Below are 18,573 nucleotides of genomic sequence, written 5' to 3' on the forward strand. Positions count from 1 at the left end.
TTTACAATCAAAAATATATTACAAATAATCCGATAAACTACAAATGAGAACCTCTTTGAAGCACGATAGAACTTTCTATTTGTGAATTGACAATTATTTTCTATCTTTGCACCTTTAATTATTAGTTCGTTGTCTCTCGGTACAGACAACTCACAACTCATCACTAAAAACTAAACACTAAGAAACAAATGAAGAACATACGTAATTTCTGCATTATTGCACATATCGACCACGGGAAGAGTACCTTAGCCGACCGTTTGCTCGACTTTACCCAAACCGTAACCGAACGCGAAAAACAAGACCAATTGCTCGACAATATGGACTTGGAGCGTGAGCGTGGCATCACAATCAAGAGCCACGCGATACAAATGGAATATGTGTACAAAGGCGAAACGTATATCCTCAACCTTATCGATACCCCCGGTCACGTGGATTTCTCTTATGAGGTATCGCGTTCTATTGCTGCTTGCGAAGGGGCACTCCTGATCGTAGATGCTGCCCAAAGCATACAAGCACAGACAATTTCTAACCTCTACTTAGCTCTCGAAAACGACCTTGAAATCATTCCCGTACTCAACAAAATAGACCTACCCAGCGCTAATCCTGAAGAGGTGAAAGACGATATAGTAGACCTATTAGGTTGTTCGCCCGATGATATTATCCCTGCCAGTGGTAAAACAGGTTTGGGCGTAGAGGCTATTTTAGAGGCGATTATAGAGCGTATTCCTGCCCCTACTGGCGACCCTAAGGCACCGCTACAAGCGTTGATATTCGACTCGGTATACAACTCTTTCCGCGGGGTGGAGACTTACTTCCGGGTGATGAACGGTGAAATACGCAAAGGGCAGAAAATCAAGTTTATGTCCAACGGCAAAATCTATGATGCTGATGAGGTGGGTACGCTTAAACTCAACCAAGTGCCCAAGCAAGTGATTGGCACCGGTGATGTGGGTTACCTTATCACCGGTATTAAGGATGCGCGTGAGGTGAAAGTGGGTGATACTATTACCTCGGCAGTAGACGGTTGTAAAGAAGCTATTGACGGCTTTGAGAACGTAAAGCCAATGGTATTTGCAGGAATTTATCCAGTAGATACCGAAGATTACGAAGAGCTACGCGCCTCTATGGAAAAACTCCAACTGAACGATGCTTCGCTGGTGTTTACCCCCGAAAGCTCTGCCGCTTTGGGCTTTGGTTTCCGCTGTGGATTCTTAGGGATGCTACACTTAGAAATCGTGCAAGAACGCTTGGAACGCGAGTTTGGTATGACCGTGATTACCACCGTGCCCAACGTAAGTTACCACGCCTATACCAAAAAAGAACCCGAAAAAGCGATTATCGTAAATAACCCTTCTGACCTACCCGACCCGTCGAAATTAGACCGCGTGGAAGAGCCGTATATTAAGGCGAGTATCATCACCAAATCGGATTTTATAGGCCAGGTGATGTCGCTCTGTATTGAGAAACGCGGACAGATAACTAACCAGCACTACCTCACCCCTGAGCGTGTAGAGCTGAACTTTGATATGCCTCTTGCCGAAATCGTATTCGACTTCTACGACCGCCTCAAAACAGTGAGCAAGGGCTATGCCTCATTTGACTATTCACCTATTGGGATGCGTGCTTCTAACCTTGTAAAAGTGGATATCCTTATCAACTCACAATCGGTAGATGCACTCTCTGCCCTTATTCACGCTGATAATGCTTACAACATAGGTAAGAAGATGTGCGAGAAGCTCCGCGAACTCATACCACGCCAGCAGTTTGATATTCCTATTCAGGCAGCTATTGGGGCTAAAATCATCTCACGTGAGACTATCAAAGCCTTGCGTAAGGACGTTACGGCTAAATGTTACGGAGGGGATATCTCGCGTAAGCGTAAGCTCTTAGAAAAGCAAAAAGTCGGTAAAAAACGTATGCGCCAAGTGGGGAATGTGGAAATACCACAGAGTGCATTTATGGCGGTGTTGAAGCTGAATGATTGACCGTAGCACGGTCGGGCGGTTGCTTTGGTAAAGTTGAAAAATAGCTGATTATAAACAAATAAAAATGAAGCAAATAGAAGATTTTACTATTTCTGAATTCTTTTTTGATATCCCTTTATATACGACAATCAAAATTACAGATAAAAATATAAGTATTTTTGAAGATATATTACTTTTTCGGAAAGAACAAATTTCTTTTGAAGGTTATAATCCTTTAGAGAAAGTTGACTCTACTTTCATCATAGAAAAGGAATTTAAAGATAAATTAGCAAGTCATACTTTTAATCTTTCTGAAAGTTATAAAGATCCTATAAAAATCTTTTGGGAAACAGGAGGATATAGAACTATTAATGTTAAATGTAAGAGATACAATAATATTTTCACATTTAGTATTTTTTATAATGCTGAAAAGAGACTTTTGCTAAAAATAGGTCAATATCCCTCAATAGCAGACTTTCATATATATGAAATTAAGCAATATGATAAGTTACTATCTAAAGACGTTTTAAAGGAATTTACAAAAGCAATTGGTTTAGCTGCAAATGGTGTTGGTATAGGTTCATTTGTGTATTTAAGAAGAATTTTTGAAAATTTAATTTTAGAATCTTTTGAAGAAGCAAAGCAGGAAGGAAAAGTTGAAGAAGAAACTTTTAGTAGGTCAAGGATGGATGAAAAAATAGAGCTTTTGGAAGACTATCTTCCCTCTTTTCTTGTTGAAAATAAATCTATATACTCTATATTGAGTAAAGGTATTCACGAGCTTGACGAAAATACTTGCTTAGAATATTTTGAAACTATGAAGTTGGGGATTGAAATAATTTTGGATCAAAAACTTGAAAAGAAAAAGCAAAAAGAAAAAGAAGAGGAGGCTAAGAAAAGAATTGCACAATTGAATGGTAAACTAAAATGATAAGATTATGGGGTATCATATTATAAATATTACAGAAAAAGGCTTTTTTCATCACTTCTTTGAAGATGAAACTGAATTACTTTCTTCAGAGATAACAATTACTGAAAATTCTATTATTTATCAAGGAGATCCTACAAATATTCCCATAAAGCTAAAAGAATCAAAATTTAAAAATTATTCTCAATCTTGGTTTATTGCAGGCCTAAGAGCTCAAGAACTTTTTAAAAATCAAGGTAAAGAAAATGGGCTTATTTTAGAACAAATATCCCAGGATCAAAAAAGTTTTGAGCAATATATAATTTCTAAAATACCATTTGAAGCAATTAAAAGAGGGGATTTTCTAGTTAGAAATTATGGTAATATTGAGATAGAAGTAAAATGCAAAACTTTTTATAAAAAAAATAATCAAGATGTTTTCTATTTTAATTGTAACGAATTTGAAAAGCATTTCAATATGCAAAAAATAATAAATTCTCCTGTTATAATCGCAATTTATAAAAGAGAAAATAACATTTTGAAAGAAGATAACCCTTATTTTATTTCTATAAATGAGATCTATAGAAACATAGGTTTATTAAAAAAAGAAGAAAATAAAGAGATAAATACAGGTGAAAGCTATCTAATTCCTCTTAGCCTCACTGTTCAAAGTTTTGATTACATAAAAAATTTTGACAAATACAATGAAAAGTCCTATTCTGTTGAAAAAATAAGGGAAGCCCATCCTAATGCTTATGCTAAATGGGCAAAAGAAGATGATGATAAGTTAGAGTTACTCTATTGTGAAAAGACAACAGTAAAAGAATTGTGTGACATCTTTGGAAGAAATAGGGGAGCTATTTTATCCCGAATAAAAAAATTAGAACTAAGAGAAAAATATGATATATAGTGATTCTATCATTCTATAAAAACATTAATCTCCCTCTATGCCCATCCTCTTCGAAAATAATCTTTTCATCAAAGAGCTCCCAGTAGATTACAATGGGAAGCTATTAGATCTCAGATCTCAACCCTTATATTGCACGGCTAAATGTGTTTTTAAATAAGTTAGAGGTAAAATGTGTTAGGGAGTGTTGCAGCATTCAGGTGTTTTCGTTTATGCTTGAGGATATCCACAAGGCGCTTGTAGGACTCCCTGTTGAAACTGTTGTAACACAACTCAAAGCAATGCAAACTGCTATTGAGGAACAATGGTGGTACAACATTGTAGGTAGCACTATTCTAAACAATAATTTTAATAGAAAAGTATTTTTGCAACTGTTAGCGCATATTATAAAAACCACTGAAGGAAATATTGCTTTTTTAGGAGAATAGTTATAATTTTGCAGAAAAAATAACAATATACTTATGGACTTTTTAACAGGAAAACCACTATCCGACACTATTTACGATACCCTTTTTAAGGCGGAAAAGGAACTTATTATCATTTCGCCTTATATTCAGCTGGGAGATTACCTCAAAGACAATGTTTTTAAACAGCTTTTAAACAACACCAAACTACATATACTCATTGGGTTTGGCAAAAATACCTCTAATGGAGAAGAAAATTGTAAGCGTGAAGATATTGAGTACTTCTTGGGCTTCCCGAATATCACAATGGTGTATATTCCACAGTTACACGGACAATATTATGCCAACGAAAAGCAATCGGTGATTACCTCTATGAACCTTTTGGATTACTCGCTGGAAAACAAGGTAGAGTTTGGCGTACTTGCCGAAAAAGCCCTTACCGACCTTGTAAACAAAAACAACTTCTTCGAAACTTCCAAAAATACCATTATGAGTGTACTCGACAGCGGTTACACTATCTTTGCCAAACGTCCTAACTACAACAAGAAGTTTTTAGGTCTGGCGAAAGACTACGCTGGCTCTACCGTGCATTTGGATTTGGTAGACGATGTATTGTCTAACAGAGAGGTGAAGCCTATCCGCTACTCCTCTTTTGTACCCGAAAACTATGCAAATGCCGAGAACAGACCACCCGCAGAGCGCGAGCCTACCTCTGAAAGAGCTATAGAAACCGAAACACCTCAGGAAAATGCCGTACAAGAAGAGAAAAAAGGACATTGTATCCGTTGTAATACCGCTATTCCTTTTGACCCTTCGAAGCCTTTGTACAACAGCTGTTATGAAGAGTGGGTGAAGTTCGGCAACCGTTTCTATGAAGAGAAGTACTGCCATTGCTGTGGTGAGGAGAAGAAAGTAACGGTAGCGACACCTTTATGTTATAATTGTTTTTCAAGACAATTGTAAGCAAAAGAGACAGATTTTTATTTTTTGGATATGAATAATTTTTAATACTTTTGCACATCTAAAAACGAAAGTAAACTTTATGGAAGAAATTAGATATGACGAGGATAGTATCCGCTCTTTGGACTGGCAAGAACACATTCGCACACGCCCTGGTATGTATATCGGGAAGCTGGGCGATGGCTCTTCAGCCGACGACGGTATTTACATCCTTCTCAAAGAGGTCATCGATAACTGTATAGACGAGTTCGTGATGGGAGCTGGTAAGACCATCGACGTAAAAATCACCGATAACCAGGTAGAAGTACGCGACTATGGGCGCGGTATCCCCTTAGGAAAGGTAGTAGATGTAGTATCGAAAATGAATACGGGGGGTAAGTACGACTCCCGAGCTTTTAAGAAATCTATCGGACTCAATGGGGTGGGTACAAAAGCTGTGAATGCCCTTTCTACTTACTTCAAAGTGGAATCGGTGCGCGATGGTCAATGCAAATCGGCTATTTTTGAGAGAGGTCTGCTAAAAGAAGAAAGCGCTATTGAGGAAAGCCAGAAAAGGCGCGGTACCAGCGTAGCTTTTATTCCAGACGACACTATTTTTAAGAACTTCAAGTTCCGTAATGAGTATGTGGTGCGTATGCTCAAAAACTACGTATACCTCAACCCAGGTCTTACTATCAACTACAATGGTGAAAAGTACTATTCTGAAAACGGACTCAAAGACCTCCTCACCGAAAACAACAATGAAGAGGATTTTCTTTATCCTATCATTCACCTTAGAGGTGAAGATATTGAGATTGCCATATCTCACAGCAAAACTCAGTACAGTGAGGAGTATTACTCTTTTGTAAACGGTCAGAACACTACACAAGGAGGTACGCACCTCAACGCTTTCAAAGAGGCTTATGTAAAGACCATTCGCGACTTCTATAAAAAGAACTATGATGCCTCCGATGTGCGTAAGTCTATCATCGCGGGTCTCTCAATCAAAGTGATGGAACCTGTGTTTGAGAGTCAGACAAAAACCAAGCTCGGTTCTACCGAAATGGGAGAAGGAATGCCTTCTGTGCGCACCTATATCAATGATTTCATCAGTCGCCATTTAGATGACTTCCTACATAAAAACCCTGAGATATCCGATGCGCTACAACGGAAGATTATGCAGGCACAACGCGAACGTGAAGACTTGGCAGGTATTCGCAAATTAGCTAAAGAAAGAGCTAAAAAAGCAAGCTTACACAATCGTAAACTACGCGACTGTCGCGTGCACCTCACCGATACCAAAGACGAGCGTGCCCTACAAAGCACCTTATTCATTACTGAGGGAGATTCAGCTTCGGGCTCTATTACCAAATCGCGTGATGTAACCACACAAGCCGTTTTCTCACTACGTGGTAAACCTTTGAATACCTACGGAATGAGTAAGAAAATAGTGTATGAAAATGAAGAGTTCAACCTATTACAAGCCGCTCTAAATATTGAAGACTCTATGGACGACCTTCGCTACAATAACATCGTGGTAGCCACCGATGCCGATGTAGACGGTATGCACATTCGTCTTTTGCTTATCACTTTCTTTTTGCAGTTCTTCCCCGAAATCATCAAAGAAGGGCATTTATATATACTGCAAACACCTCTATTCCGTGTGCGCAACAAAACGCAAAAAATATATTGTTACAGCGAAGAAGAAAAGGAAGCAGCCATAGACAAGTTAAAGGGCAAACCTGAAATTACTCGTTTTAAAGGATTGGGAGAAATCTCCCCCGATGAGTTTAAAGATTTTATAGGGGAAGATATACGCTTAGACCCTGTAATGATGGACAAAACTATCCATACCGAACAGCTCTTGGAGTTCTATATGGGCAAAAATACTCCTGACCGTCAAGAATTTATCATCAACAATCTAAAAGTAGAAATTGATAACTTCGAGCAATGAAGATAACAGCTCAAATAAAAGAACCTATCCGTGAAGAAATGGAACTCTTTGAACAGAAGTTCCGTAGCTCGATGTCGTCTAAGGTTGCCTTACTGAATCGTATTACCTACTATATTGTAAATCGCAAAGGCAAGCAAATGCGACCGATGTTTGTGTTCTTAGTAGCCAAGATGGTATCGGGAGGTAAGGTGAGTGAACGCACCTATCGGGGAGCATCGGTAATAGAGCTCATACACACTGCTACCCTTGTACACGATGATGTAGTGGACGACAGCAACAAGCGCCGAGGGTTCTTCTCAATCAATGCCTTATGGAAAAACAAAATAGCTGTATTAGTGGGTGATTACCTACTTTCTAAAGGCTTACTACTCTCTATAGACAACGGTGATTTCGACCTATTACGTATTATCTCGGTAGCCGTACGTGAAATGAGTGAAGGTGAACTCTTGCAGATAGAAAAAGCTCGTCGGTTAGACATTGTAGAAGAGGTGTACTACGAGATTATCCGTCAGAAAACCGCAACGCTTATAGCCGCTTGTTGTGCGATGGGAGCTTGTTCGGTACAGCCAGAACAAACCGAACTGATAGAGAAAATGCGACTCTTTGGCGAATACATAGGAATGGCTTTCCAAATAAAAGACGACCTCTTTGATTATACCGAAGACGCGATTGGTAAACCTACGGGTATAGATATTAAAGAACAAAAAATGACCCTACCACTTATTTATGTACTTAATACTTGTTCCGAAGAAGAAAAACAATGGCTTATCAATTCGGTAAAAAAATACAACAAAGACAAAAAACGCGTAAAGGAAGTAATTGAATTTGTAAAGAATCATAAAGGGCTGGAATACGCTACGACTAAAATGAAAGAGTTTCAACAAAAAGCCCTAAATATATTGGATGAATTCCCAACCTCACCTTATAAAGAAGCCTTAACTCTAATGGTAAATTACGTGATTGATAGGAAAATTTAAGTTAGGTAAGAGGTAACATTCTATATATAGATAATATGTATAGTTTATCTATTAAAAAAACGTTTTCTTATGACAATTTTTGCTCTTGTGGGTCGTAATATTGGCTATTCTTTTTCTCGAAAATATTTCACTGAGAAATTTAAACGAGAAGGTATTAATGATTGTGAATATATCAATTTTGATATACAAAATCTCAATGAATTACCCGCTCTCTTAAAAAACACTCCTAACTTACGAGGAATGAATGTTACCATTCCGTATAAGCGAGAAATAATGAAGCTACTTACTACCGTTGATGCTACTGCACAAGCCATTGGAGCTGTGAATACTATAAAAGTTACCCCTGATGGACTTGTCGGTTATAATACCGACTACTATGGCTTTAGCAAATCATTATCTCCTTTATTGCAACCACATCATACTCACGCTCTTATCTTAGGTACGGGAGGTGCATCGAGTGCTGTTGCTTATGCGCTCAAGCAACTAAATATTGATTATCGTTTTGTATCCCGCACACCACAGATGAATCAGTTTACTTACGCAGAACTTACCAAAGAGATTATAGAAAATTATCACCTTATTATTAACAGTACTCCCTTAGGTACATTTCCTAATATTAACGACTGTCCTCCTATTCCTTATGAATATCTCACTCCTGAGCACTTGCTTTATGACCTTATTTATAATCCTTCACAAACTACATTTCTACACAGAGGGGAAAAGCAGGGAGCTACTACTTGTAATGGGCAACTAATGTTAGAACTTCAAGCTGAAAAAGCGTGGGAAATATGGAATAAAGAATAAAAAGCAGAGAAGTTTTTATTTTTCTCCCATCATTATGCAATAAGGACGACGTATTTTCTTGCCACTCTTAGAAACAAGTGTTTCTTCAAAAGTATACTCTTTGATATTCTTAAGCCCTATGCGGGAGAGTATTTTTCGCACTTCGGGAACAGTATAAAACTTAAAACCCACTTGTGCAAAAGGAGCTTTCTCACCTACTGACTTGTCAATAAGAGTAATCACTACCTTTCCCATAGGCTTGAGCAACTGACAAATATTGCGATAATAGCGAGTAGGGCTTTTGAGAAAGTAAAGTGTATTGACTGAAAAGCAAACATCAAAAAGTATATTAAACTCAAGTTTCTCATCGGGTTGTACTTGCAGAAAAGAAACAGATTGTTGCGCTACCAATTCGGGATTGTTTACAGTAGCCTCAGTTATCATTTCCACAGAAGTTTCCACTCCTGTATAGTGAATGGTTGGCTCTTTTTCAAATAAATAAGGTAAATGGCTGGCATTGCCGAAGCCAATTTCTAAAACATTGCTATTGGGCAAAAGTGATAAACAGTCAATCGTATTGAAAATCATAGTGCGATTGGAAAAGAAAGTATATTCACCTACTTCTTTTGCATATATTCCGCTGGGGCAACGCAATAACTGTCCTAAAAGTTGCATATCGGTTACTGGAGGATTCATTATTTCTATTTAGTATTTCAAATAGTTAGACGGCAAAGATACATTTTTTTCGCATAATAGCTTGCACAGTTATACAAAAGGAAGTACTTTTACCGCTTCAAAAATAACCACCTTTTGGTTATTAATATATCATTTTAATTATATTATCTATAAGATTATGAAGATATTAGTATGTATCAGTAGCGTCCCCGACACTACTTCGAAAATAAAATTTACTGATGAAAATAAGAAGTTTGACCCTACAGGAGTGCAGTTTATCATCAATCCTAACGATGAATTCTGCCTCACTAAGGCAATCTTACTTAAAGAAAAATTAGGCACTACTATCACTCTTGTGAATGTAGGCACCCAAGAAACAGAACCCGTATTGCGCAAGGCTTCCGCCATTGGTGCTGATGATATTATCCGTATTGATGCCACTCCTACCGATGCTTTTTTTGTAGCTACTCAGTTGGCTAAGGTAGCTAAAGAAGGGAATTACGACCTTATCATTACAGGAAAGGAGTCTATTGATTATAACGGCGGAATGGTGGGAGGATTTTTGGCAGGATTACTAAATCTACCCTTTATCAACAAATGCATAGGTTTAGATATCAATGGGACAGAGGTAACTGCTGAACGAGAAATAGACGGCGGTAAGGAAAAACTCTCCGCAACTCTTCCGTTAGTAATTGCGGGACAAAAAGGACTTACCCAAGAGAAAGACCTTCGTATACCAAATATGCGCAACCTAATGGCAGCTCGCACTAAAGTAATTACCGTGTTGCCTGCTGAAAATACAGATACGAGAGTAACAACCATAGGTTTTGAGAAACTTCCTGCCAAAAAACCTGTAAAAATGGTATCGGCTGATGATTTAGATACTCTTATCGATTTATTACACAACGAAGCTAAAGTAATTTAATAAAAAATGTCCATACTCATATATATAGATTCCGAAAACGGAAAAGTAAAGAAAAGTAGTTATGAAGTGGCTACTTATGCCAAAACTCTTGCTCAGAAACAAAATACCAAAATAGTAGCAGTAGCTATCAACATTGATAATCCTGAAATGTTAGGCACTTATGGTATTGATAAAGTATTGAACGTAGCCGATGAAAAGCTACAACACTTTTCGGCGAAGGCTGTAGCACAAATATTACAACAGGCAGTGAAGAAAGAAGGGAGTACAACGGTGCTTTTCAGCGCCTCGTCGCAAGCCAAGAATATTGCCCCTTTATTAGCCACTTCTTTACAAGCAGGTTATGTACCTAACGCCATTTCACTCCCTGAAAACGATTTTACTATTAAAAGTAATGCCTTTTCTAACAAAGCCGTAAGTTTAAACAAAATCACAACAGCTATAAAAATAGTAGGATTAGCTCCTAATGCCTTCGGAGTAAAAGAAAATCCTACTCCGGCAATTGTAGAACCCTTCTCCCCTACCCTTTCAGATAGTGATTTCGATATAAAGATAATCGCTACCGAGAAGGCTACAGGCAAAGTACCGTTAGACGATGCCTCTATTGTGGTATCAGGAGGACGCGGACTAAGAGCCGCCGAGAATTGGCACATAATCGAAGATCTTGCCGAAGTACTCGGCGCTGCCACCGCTTGTTCTAAGCCTGTGGCTGATATGGGGTGGCGTCCACACGCTGAGCACGTAGGACAAACAGGAAAACCCGTTGCGCCTAACTTGTATATTGCCATTGGCATTTCAGGAGCTATACAACACTTGGCGGGGGTTAATGCCTCAAAAGTAAAGCTGGTTATCAACACCGATGCCGAGGCTCCTTTCTTTAAAGCTGCCGATTACGGCGTGGTAGGCGATGCTTTTGAAGTTGTTCCCAAGCTTATAGAAAAACTAAAAGCTAAACTTTAATATTTGTAATAACTTTTCACGGCTGGGAAATGCCCAAGAAACTGTGAAGATTTACAACAAATACAAAGAATACTATGCAGATAGCAAGAGAGACTTTTCAATAAACTAAACTGATGAGTTAATGAGTTAATTTGTTACTATACTAATTGACTTTTTAGCTCATCACCTAATCAAAAAATTGAACAATGCCTTTATTTAAAAAAGACCCTTTCGGACATACACTTTTCGTAAAACGATGGCTCATCCGCGTTTTTGGTATCCTTACTCATAGCAGGTATGATGGTTTTAACCAACTGAAGATTGAGGGTTCGGACGTTATTCGCGAGTTGCCACCACAGAATGTACTGTTCATTTCAAATCACCAGACTTATTTCGCCGACGTAACGGCTATGTTTCACGTGTTCAACGCAAGTCTTAAAGGTCGTAAAGATACCTTGGATAATATGGGTTATCTGTGGAACCCAAAACTCAACATTTATTACGTGGCGGCTTCCGAGACTATGAAATCAGGGATTCTGCCCAAAATATTAGGTTACGCAGGAGCTATACCGGTGAACAGAACTTGGCGCGAAAAAGGGAAAGAAATACATCGCGAAGTCCGCCAAGCCGATGTAGAAAACATAGGTATCGCCCTTGCCGATGGTTGGGTGATTACTTTCCCGCAGGGCACTACCTCGCCGTGGAAACCTATCCGCAAGGGTACTGCACACCTCATCAAGCAATACAAACCTGTGGTGGTGCCCATCGTAATCGATGGATTCCGTCGCTCGTTTGATAAAAAGGGAATAAACATCAAAAAGAAAGGAGTGCAACAATCGATGATTATCAAATCGCCTTTGCAAATAGATTACGAAAATGATACGGTTGAAGAAATTGTAGCTAAAATAGAAATGGCTATCGAACAACACGAATCATTCCTTAAAGTTAAGAAATTAGATGGTGAAGAAGCTCCTAAAACAGTAACAACACCACAACCCTAATTACTGATGATGATAGGGCTCATTACGGAGAATCGTAAAAGCACGGTAGAGCTGTTCTACAAAAAATAGGCGTATCATTTGGTGTGAAAAGGTGAGTTTGGAAAGTGACAACTTGCCATTAGCACGGTCGTATACTTCTTTTGAAAAACCATAAGGTCCCCCAATCACAAAGGTGAGCTGCTTGATGCCGGCATTCATTTTCTTTTGCAATTCATCGGCGAAAGCCACTGAGGTAAACTCTTTGCCACGTTCGTCTAAGAGTATCAGATGATGAGACGAGGCTACATTGCCGAGGATAAGCTCCCCTTCTTTTGCTTTTTGTTGCTCTTTCGATAGTGATTTGCTATTCTTAATATCGGGCAAGAGTTGCGATTCAAAATTGATGTAATACGAAAGTCGTTTTTCATACATATCAATGAGCTGTTGCAAAGCAGGATTATCGGTCTTGCCCACTGCGAGAAGTTTGATGTTCATTATTTTTCAGGATAAAAGCTAAAAGGTAAAAAATAAAAATAAGGTTATAAATCACAAACAAATACTTCGATGTTTTTCCTTAAAAGTGTTTGCCTTATAAGTTTCTCAATTCTGTCCCAAGAGCCTCCTGCCAATCCGCAACCTATGCGAGGCATTTGCACTTTGGCATTTATTTCATAAGCAAAATCGGCTATTTGTTGCAAACCTTTTTCCACTGCCTCATAACGAATAGGCGGGTCACCGTTTTCATCTTTATATATGTTGTGTTGCCCAATGAGATTTGCAACCCATATCTTCTCTTCTACCGACACAAATTGTACCTCTCCCAGGGCAAAATTATCACCTTCTTTATACCATTGTTTGTATTGTTTTTCGGGGTATTTCCAGCGTTTGGAAAGTGCTAACACAAATCCCTTCCCCCAAGCGCCTATATCATTACAAATATGGGCGATAACAATGTTTCCTTCGGCTTGTGGCACCGTAGCATCTGCTTTTAAATAATGTATCATCGCTTAAATCTTTTGTTATTTTGGCAAAGATAACTAATTTTTATTAACACTACAAAAACATTTTTATTACCTTCATCACAATAAACAACTCTTTTTTTACTATTTAAGGCAAATTCTATATTAAAAACTTTTATAAGGGAACAGAATACTTATAATAAATTATACAAGTACACTATTCAGATTCATAAAAAAACTTTGTCAGAGTTTAAGTACTTTGACAAAGTTTGTGATGTGAAGAAGATTGGAGACTTTTCTCATCTCTTTTTTATAATGCAAGAGTGATTATCATTATTGTTTTATCATTAGAAAAAGAATCTTTCTTTTTCTCCTTTTTCGTTCAAGATTTCTAACGAGTTACGATTGCGTGAAGAAAGGGTAGACATTACATTTTTCAATTCATCTACATCCTTAATGGTCTTTCCATTCACTGAAAGTAACACTTTCCCCACTATATTGATATTATTGTACTCATAGAACTGTCCAGCAGCGGTTACCTTCACTCCGTTTTTAGTTCTAAATCGCTTTTGGTCAGCATCTGAAAGGTTTTTCACTTCCAAACCTAAGGATTGTATCACATAAGTAGTATTTTTCTTAAGGGTAATATTGGCGGTGCGTTCTTTACCTTCGCGTACGTAAGTTACTTTTAACATATCACCAGGACGTTTAGAAGCGATGTGACCACTAAGATCAGAGTATTTATGTATCTTCACATTGTCAATTTGCTTGATGATGTCACCTTTTTTAAGTCCAGCACTACCAGCCCCTGACTCATCGTCTACTGAATCTACATAGAATCCTTCAGTTTCTTTGATGTTGAGTTTTTTAGCTACTTCAGAGTCTAACCCTTGTCCGCGCACGCCCATCACTCCTCGTTGTACATTTCCGTACTCTATAAGGTCTTCCACCACTTTCTTAGCGATATTACTAGGCACTGCAAACGAGTAGCCCATATACACACCCGTAGTAGATGAGATAGCTGTATTGACACCAATGAGATCACCGTTGAGGTTTACTAAAGCTCCCCCACTGTTTCCCATATTCACCACGGCATCGGTTTGTATAAATGATTCTATTTTATCGCTACCGCGCTCGCTGATGTTACGCGCTTTCGCACTGATGATTCCCGCAGTAACGGTAGAATTCAAGTTAAAAGGATTCCCTACTGCGAGCACCCATTCGCCTACTTGTGTGTTATCGGAGTCGGCAAAGGTGAGAAAAGGTAGCTTTTCGTCGGCTTCTATTTTCAGTAGGGCAATATCCGAAGAAGCATCTGTGCCAATAAGTTTAGCAGTATAAGTTTTATTGTTGTTGAGAGTAACCTCCAAAGTAGTAGCGTTGGCAATCACGTGGTTATTGGTTACTATATAGCCATCGGGGGTAATGATAACCCCAGAGCCTGTACCTACTTGGGTTTGTTCGCCTCCACCATTACCGTAAAAAAGGTCGAAGATAGAGGTAACGCCTCCTTGTGATTTTACAGTGTTCTTTACGTGCACTACGCTATTCACCGTTTTGTTAGCTGCTTCCACAAAGTTGGTTTCACCTGCTACCGTTCTTTCAGGAGTAGTGTGATTAGTTTGTACCAAAGCAGGACGTGAGAGTAGCTCTAGCGCTTCTTGTTTGGCGTCGTGTTTATCTATAAAGAGTTTATACCCTCCTAAGGTCATAGCCCCGCCGAGAAAGGCAGTAGCTATCATTGTTGCATAATTTTTCATCATATTTTTTGTTTTACTAATTTGTTTTATATCGTAAAACGATTAGGCAACAATTGTGCCATTTTAATGACCGACGGTAAAAGCTTCTTTAATTTTCTCTACTTCAGCACCTATATCGCCTGCTCCTACAGCAAGTAATAATTTTGGTTGTTTTTTAAGCAATAAAGGTATCAATTCTGCTTTGCTCACCAATATTTTCTGTTTAGCCGTCACTTTGTCTAACAATACTTGTGAAGTAATACCTTCAATAGGCAGTTCTCGAGCTGGGTATATGTCCAATAGAACTACATCGTCAAACTGTGACAGGCTTTTTGCAAAATCGTCTAAAAAGTCACGTGTACGGGTGAACAAATGGGGTTGGAAGACAATAGTTTTAGGAGTGTGGGGGTACATCTCCTCTACTGCTTGGAACAACGCATTAATTTCCGAAGGGTGATGTGCATAATCGTCTATAAAAGCAAAGTTGTCTTCCTTGATAATATATGAGAAACGCCTTTTCACACCTTTGAATGTAGCCAAATGAGGGAGTAACTTTTCAGGGGCAAATCCTGCTTTTACCGCCATCGATACGGCTGCTAAGGCATTGAGTAGATTGTGTCTTCCTGGCTTCAATAAAGTATAGTCTTTATAGACGCCTCCTTTATAATGAAAATCAAAATGGTAAATACCGTTCTTTACGGTTATATTTTGGAAAGTATAATCGGCATTATCTTCTAATCCGTAGGTCTCACCTTCTATATCTAAACCATTGCGCACTATAAGACTTCCTCCTGGTTTTATCTTACCTGCAAACTCTCTAAAACCTTCTATCAAGTGTTCTTTATCGCCATAAATGTCGAGATGGTCGGCATCCATAGAGGTGATACAAGCTATATTGGGCGAGAGTCGCAAGAAGGAACGGTCGAACTCATCGGCTTCTGCCACAGTGTACTCACTGCCTTTCAGTACTAAGTTGCTGTTGAAGTTTTCAGCAATCCCTCCTAAAAACGCGCTTACTGAGGCTCCTGCTTCCACTAATAAATGGGCGAGAATACTTGAAGTAGTGGTCTTACCGTGCGTACCTGCCACTGCAAGGCAGAATGTATTTTTGGTGATAAACCCTAATACTTCCGAACGTTTTACTACTTCGTAGCCATTTTGCTGAAAATAGTTTAATTCCTTATGGTCTTTGGGTACGGCAGGTGTATAGACTACCAGCGTAGTGTGCTTGTCTTTAAAAGAGGCGGGAATAGCATTCACATCATCGGTAAAATGTACTTTTATACCTTCTTTTTCGAGCATTTCAGTAATTTCAGTGGGGGTACGGTCATAACCACATACCTTTTTGCCATTGGCATTAAAATAACGAGCAAGGGCAGACATTCCTATGCCCCCTATGCCTATAAAATAAACGTTCTGTATAGGTTGTAAATCCATTTGTATAAAATGCGAAGTAAGAGGTAAGAGTTTTTAGTTCTTCACTCAATTACCTCATAATTTTTTAGTTTCTATTAGCTTTTTTGAAGCATCGTATTTGCGAACTTCCTTTTTCTTAGTATCAGTTACAGTGTAATTGTCTAATTTTCCATTCTTGTAGATGAAAACAGTAGTCTCTTTTGTACTGCGGTCTTCACAAGTTTTTTGGCTAATTACTCCTTTGTCATAAGTTTCACGACAATTGCCGTTTTCAGTAACATACCATTTTTCAGTAATTTTACCAGTTGGGTCATATTTAGTAGTGATTTTGCTATCCACTTGGTCTAATTTCAGCTTCCCGTTTTGGTAAAATTCCTTTGTAGTACTCTTGATAGCATTCACTTCTTTGCTAGGATTGCCATTCTTGTGGTAAGTAGTAACTACCTGGTCGGCTCCTTCCTTCAAGTTGGTGTGTATTTCTATCTTTTGGGCGAGCTTACCAGCGTGGTCAAACACGTGTCCTTCAATAATGTTCCCTTTGAAGATGTTTTTCTTGCGCAATCTACCTTCGGTATTGAATATGTGTATTTCCGAGAGCTTCCCATTAGCGAAGATATAGGTAGATTTTAGGTTTTTTTCCTTGTTTTCAAACTGTCCTTCACCTACAAACTGCCCGTTGTTGCCTATCTCGAATTCAAAGCGCTGTTCATCGTTGTCAATAACGTAATTTCCTTTCGGCAGAGCTACCTTTCGCGTCATATACGCTTGGCGAATCATATCGCTATTAATACCTGCCGAATTGCCCGATTTAAGGTTTCTTTGTAACTGCAAATATGCGTCGTAATTCACGTATTCCTTTACTTCCACGATGCCTCTTTTAAATTCATCGCTTTTAGTATCTATAAAAAACTGTTTTCCCAATTGGTTTTGCGCAAAAGTAAATGCGGCACACACCAGTGCTATAAATGTAAAAAGTCTCTTCATCTGTTTTAATTCTTATTTTCTAAGATAATATTTACTATTTCCTCAGTAGCATTAGGCAAAGCCAACGTCTTAATGTGTTGGGACAGGCTCTGCTGTTTTGCCTCGTCGTTTATGAGTTCGGTAAAAGTAGTAGCAAAAGTAGTGCCTAAATCTGTTTCGCGTATCAAAATAGCAGCCTGTTTTTGCTCAATAGCTCGTGCATTTTTGGTCTGGTGGTCTTCTGCCACATTGGGCGAAGGAATAAATATCACAGGTTTTCCCACTACACACAATTCGCTCACCGAGCTGGCTCCTGCGCGAGAGATAATTACATCGGCAACAGCATAAGCCAACTCCATTTTGTCAATAAAAGCTAAAACTTTCACTCGTTCGCTTTCATATTTCTTGTACTCTTCATAATACAGTTTGCCACACTGCCATAACACTTGCACCCCAAGTTTTTCAAATAAAGGCAACTGCTCTTCTACTAGCTGATTGATACGCCTAGCTCCTAAACTACCCCCTAATACCAACAACGTTTTTTGCTCAGGGTTCAGCTGAAAATATGTCAGTCCTTCTGTGCGGTGCTTTGCTATATCCAAGAGCCCATCGCGAATAGGATTACCTGTTTTTACGATTTTCTCTTTGGGGAAGAACTGTTCCATTGCATCGTAAGCCACACATATTTTTTTTGCCTTTTTGGAAAGCATTTTGTTGGTAATACCCGCATACGAATTTTGTTCTTGAATGAAAGTAGGAATACCCATTCCGCCTGCTACCTTCACCACAGCACCGCTGGCAAAACCTCCGGTACCTATCACGGCATCGGGTTTAAAACGCTTGATAATGCTCCGAGATTTCAGCAAGCTACTGATGAATTTTAAGGGGAATAGCAAGTTCTGCAAGGTAATTTTACGCTGAATGCCCGAAATCCAAAGCCCTTCAATAGGATAACCCGCCTGTGGTACTTTTTGCATCTCCATACGGTCTTTGGCGCCCACAAACAGAATGTCGGCATCTGGAATACGTCTTTTCAATTCATCGGCAATAGCGATAGCAGGAAAAATATGCCCGCCTGTACCTCCTCCTGATATGATAAACTTTTTCATTTCTCGTTCTAATTTGGTGCAAAGGTACGCAAATCT

18 protein-coding genes are annotated in these 18,573 nt (G+C 38.8%); 11 read left to right on the forward strand and 7 right to left on the reverse strand.

The window, feature by feature from the left end:
• The first annotated feature begins 188 nt into the window (after positions 1-188).
• From lepA to COCH_RS10555, 8 genes are all read left to right on the forward strand, one after another.
• Positions 189-1,985, forward strand: coding sequence for a translation elongation factor 4 (gene lepA, locus COCH_RS10520; protein ID WP_015783050.1), 1,797 nt, complete (start codon positions 189-191; stop codon positions 1,983-1,985).
• A 64-nt stretch (positions 1,986-2,049) separates the two neighbouring features.
• Positions 2,050-2,895 (forward strand): hypothetical protein, encoded by an 846-nt coding sequence (locus COCH_RS10525; protein WP_015783051.1) that lies wholly within the window; start codon positions 2,050-2,052, stop codon positions 2,893-2,895.
• A 7-nt stretch (positions 2,896-2,902) separates the two neighbouring features.
• Positions 2,903-3,781, forward strand: a complete 879-nt coding sequence (locus COCH_RS10530) for a hypothetical protein (protein ID WP_015783052.1) — start codon at positions 2,903-2,905, stop codon at positions 3,779-3,781.
• A 143-nt stretch (positions 3,782-3,924) separates the two neighbouring features.
• Positions 3,925-4,206: a DUF6331 family protein gene (locus tag COCH_RS10535; RefSeq protein WP_015783053.1), complete on the forward strand. Its 282-nt coding sequence runs from the start codon at positions 3,925-3,927 to the stop codon at positions 4,204-4,206.
• Between the two features lie 33 nt (positions 4,207-4,239).
• Entirely contained in the window at positions 4,240-5,145 is a 906-nt protein-coding gene (locus COCH_RS10540) for a phospholipase D-like domain-containing protein (RefSeq protein ID WP_015783054.1), read from the forward strand.
• 79 nt (positions 5,146-5,224) lie between these two features.
• Positions 5,225-7,075, forward strand: a complete 1,851-nt coding sequence (locus COCH_RS10545) for a DNA topoisomerase IV subunit B (protein WP_015783055.1) — start codon at positions 5,225-5,227, stop codon at positions 7,073-7,075.
• Positions 7,072-8,052 carry a polyprenyl synthetase family protein gene (locus tag COCH_RS10550; RefSeq protein WP_015783056.1) on the forward strand — a complete coding sequence of 327 codons (981 nt, stop codon included), beginning with the start codon at positions 7,072-7,074 and terminating at the stop codon, positions 8,050-8,052. Before COCH_RS10545 ends, COCH_RS10550 begins: the two co-directional genes overlap by 4 nt.
• Before the next feature lie 69 nt (positions 8,053-8,121).
• A complete protein-coding gene (locus COCH_RS10555) occupies positions 8,122-8,856 on the forward strand; it encodes a shikimate dehydrogenase family protein (RefSeq protein ID WP_015783057.1) in 735 nt (244 codons plus the stop codon).
• Positions 8,857-8,871: 15 nt separating this feature from the next.
• On the opposite strand, the gene COCH_RS10560 is transcribed toward COCH_RS10555, so the two are convergent.
• The gene (locus tag COCH_RS10560) at positions 8,872-9,531 is read right to left on the reverse strand and encodes a class I SAM-dependent methyltransferase (RefSeq protein WP_015783058.1); all 660 of its coding nucleotides are present in this window, start codon (positions 9,529-9,531) and stop codon (positions 8,872-8,874) included.
• A 157-nt stretch (positions 9,532-9,688) separates the two neighbouring features.
• On the opposite strand from COCH_RS10560, the gene COCH_RS10565 reads away from it, so the two are divergent.
• The 3 genes from COCH_RS10565 (at position 9,689) to COCH_RS10575 (ending at position 12,372) form a co-directional block, all read left to right on the forward strand.
• The gene (locus tag COCH_RS10565; protein WP_015783059.1) at positions 9,689-10,435 is read left to right on the forward strand and encodes an electron transfer flavoprotein subunit beta/FixA family protein; all 747 of its coding nucleotides are present in this window, start codon (positions 9,689-9,691) and stop codon (positions 10,433-10,435) included.
• Positions 10,436-10,441: 6 nt separating this feature from the next.
• Positions 10,442-11,392, forward strand: a complete 951-nt coding sequence (locus tag COCH_RS10570) for an electron transfer flavoprotein subunit alpha/FixB family protein (protein ID WP_015783060.1) — start codon at positions 10,442-10,444, stop codon at positions 11,390-11,392.
• Between the two features lie 185 nt (positions 11,393-11,577).
• Positions 11,578-12,372, forward strand: coding sequence for a lysophospholipid acyltransferase family protein (locus tag COCH_RS10575; RefSeq protein ID WP_009417311.1), 795 nt, complete (start codon positions 11,578-11,580; stop codon positions 12,370-12,372).
• Here the strand turns inward: COCH_RS10575 and rlmH are convergent, their stop codons facing one another.
• The 6 genes from rlmH to murG form a co-directional block, all read right to left on the reverse strand.
• Positions 12,373-12,846, reverse strand: coding sequence for a 23S rRNA (pseudouridine(1915)-N(3))-methyltransferase RlmH (gene rlmH / locus COCH_RS10580; RefSeq protein ID WP_015783061.1), 474 nt, complete (start codon positions 12,844-12,846; stop codon positions 12,373-12,375). It lies immediately after the preceding gene.
• Positions 12,847-12,890: 44 nt separating this feature from the next.
• Positions 12,891-13,355, reverse strand: a complete 465-nt coding sequence (locus COCH_RS10585) for a macro domain-containing protein (RefSeq protein WP_015783062.1) — start codon at positions 13,353-13,355, stop codon at positions 12,891-12,893.
• A 302-nt stretch (positions 13,356-13,657) separates the two neighbouring features.
• Positions 13,658-15,073, reverse strand: coding sequence for a trypsin-like peptidase domain-containing protein (locus tag COCH_RS10590; protein WP_015783063.1), 1,416 nt, complete (start codon positions 15,071-15,073; stop codon positions 13,658-13,660).
• Positions 15,074-15,133: 60 nt separating this feature from the next.
• Positions 15,134-16,486 carry a UDP-N-acetylmuramate--L-alanine ligase gene (gene murC, locus COCH_RS10595; protein WP_015783064.1) on the reverse strand — a complete coding sequence of 451 codons (1,353 nt, stop codon included), beginning with the start codon at positions 16,484-16,486 and terminating at the stop codon, positions 15,134-15,136.
• Between the two features lie 54 nt (positions 16,487-16,540).
• On the reverse strand, positions 16,541-17,449 hold the full coding sequence (locus COCH_RS10600; protein ID WP_015783065.1) for a hypothetical protein: 909 nt from the start codon (positions 17,447-17,449) through the stop codon (positions 16,541-16,543).
• 5 nt (positions 17,450-17,454) lie between these two features.
• Complete coding sequence (gene murG / locus COCH_RS10605) at positions 17,455-18,537, reverse strand: undecaprenyldiphospho-muramoylpentapeptide beta-N-acetylglucosaminyltransferase (protein WP_015783066.1); 1,083 nt, start codon at positions 18,535-18,537, stop codon at positions 17,455-17,457.
• Positions 18,538-18,573 lie beyond the last annotated feature (36 nt).

It is taken from the genome of Capnocytophaga ochracea DSM 7271 (assembly GCF_000023285.1).
In the GTDB taxonomy this organism is placed as follows: Bacteria; Bacteroidota; Bacteroidia; order Flavobacteriales; family Flavobacteriaceae; genus Capnocytophaga; species Capnocytophaga ochracea.

Coding starts and splice junctions, on each gene's coding strand:
- lepA (WP_015783050.1), top strand. CDS start 189: ATGAAGAACATACGTAATTTCTGCATTATTGCACATATCGACCACGGG.
- COCH_RS10525 (WP_015783051.1), top strand. CDS start 2,050: ATGAAGCAAATAGAAGATTTTACTATTTCTGAATTCTTTTTTGATATC.
- COCH_RS10530 (WP_015783052.1), top strand. CDS start 2,903: ATGGGGTATCATATTATAAATATTACAGAAAAAGGCTTTTTTCATCAC.
- COCH_RS10540 (WP_015783054.1), top strand. CDS start 4,240: ATGGACTTTTTAACAGGAAAACCACTATCCGACACTATTTACGATACC.
- COCH_RS10545 (WP_015783055.1), top strand. CDS start 5,225: ATGGAAGAAATTAGATATGACGAGGATAGTATCCGCTCTTTGGACTGG.
- COCH_RS10550 (WP_015783056.1), top strand. CDS start 7,072: ATGAAGATAACAGCTCAAATAAAAGAACCTATCCGTGAAGAAATGGAA.
- COCH_RS10555 (WP_015783057.1), top strand. CDS start 8,122: ATGACAATTTTTGCTCTTGTGGGTCGTAATATTGGCTATTCTTTTTCT.
- COCH_RS10560 (WP_015783058.1), bottom strand. CDS start 9,531: ATGAATCCTCCAGTAACCGATATGCAACTTTTAGGACAGTTATTGCGT.
- COCH_RS10565 (WP_015783059.1), top strand. CDS start 9,689: ATGAAGATATTAGTATGTATCAGTAGCGTCCCCGACACTACTTCGAAA.
- COCH_RS10570 (WP_015783060.1), top strand. CDS start 10,442: ATGTCCATACTCATATATATAGATTCCGAAAACGGAAAAGTAAAGAAA.
- COCH_RS10575 (WP_009417311.1), top strand. CDS start 11,578: ATGCCTTTATTTAAAAAAGACCCTTTCGGACATACACTTTTCGTAAAA.
- rlmH (WP_015783061.1), bottom strand. CDS start 12,846: ATGAACATCAAACTTCTCGCAGTGGGCAAGACCGATAATCCTGCTTTG.
- COCH_RS10585 (WP_015783062.1), bottom strand. CDS start 13,355: ATGATACATTATTTAAAAGCAGATGCTACGGTGCCACAAGCCGAAGGA.
- COCH_RS10590 (WP_015783063.1), bottom strand. CDS start 15,073: ATGATGAAAAATTATGCAACAATGATAGCTACTGCCTTTCTCGGCGGG.
- murC (WP_015783064.1), bottom strand. CDS start 16,486: ATGGATTTACAACCTATACAGAACGTTTATTTTATAGGCATAGGGGGC.
- COCH_RS10600 (WP_015783065.1), bottom strand. CDS start 17,449: ATGAAGAGACTTTTTACATTTATAGCACTGGTGTGTGCCGCATTTACT.
- murG (WP_015783066.1), bottom strand. CDS start 18,537: ATGAAAAAGTTTATCATATCAGGAGGAGGTACAGGCGGGCATATTTTT.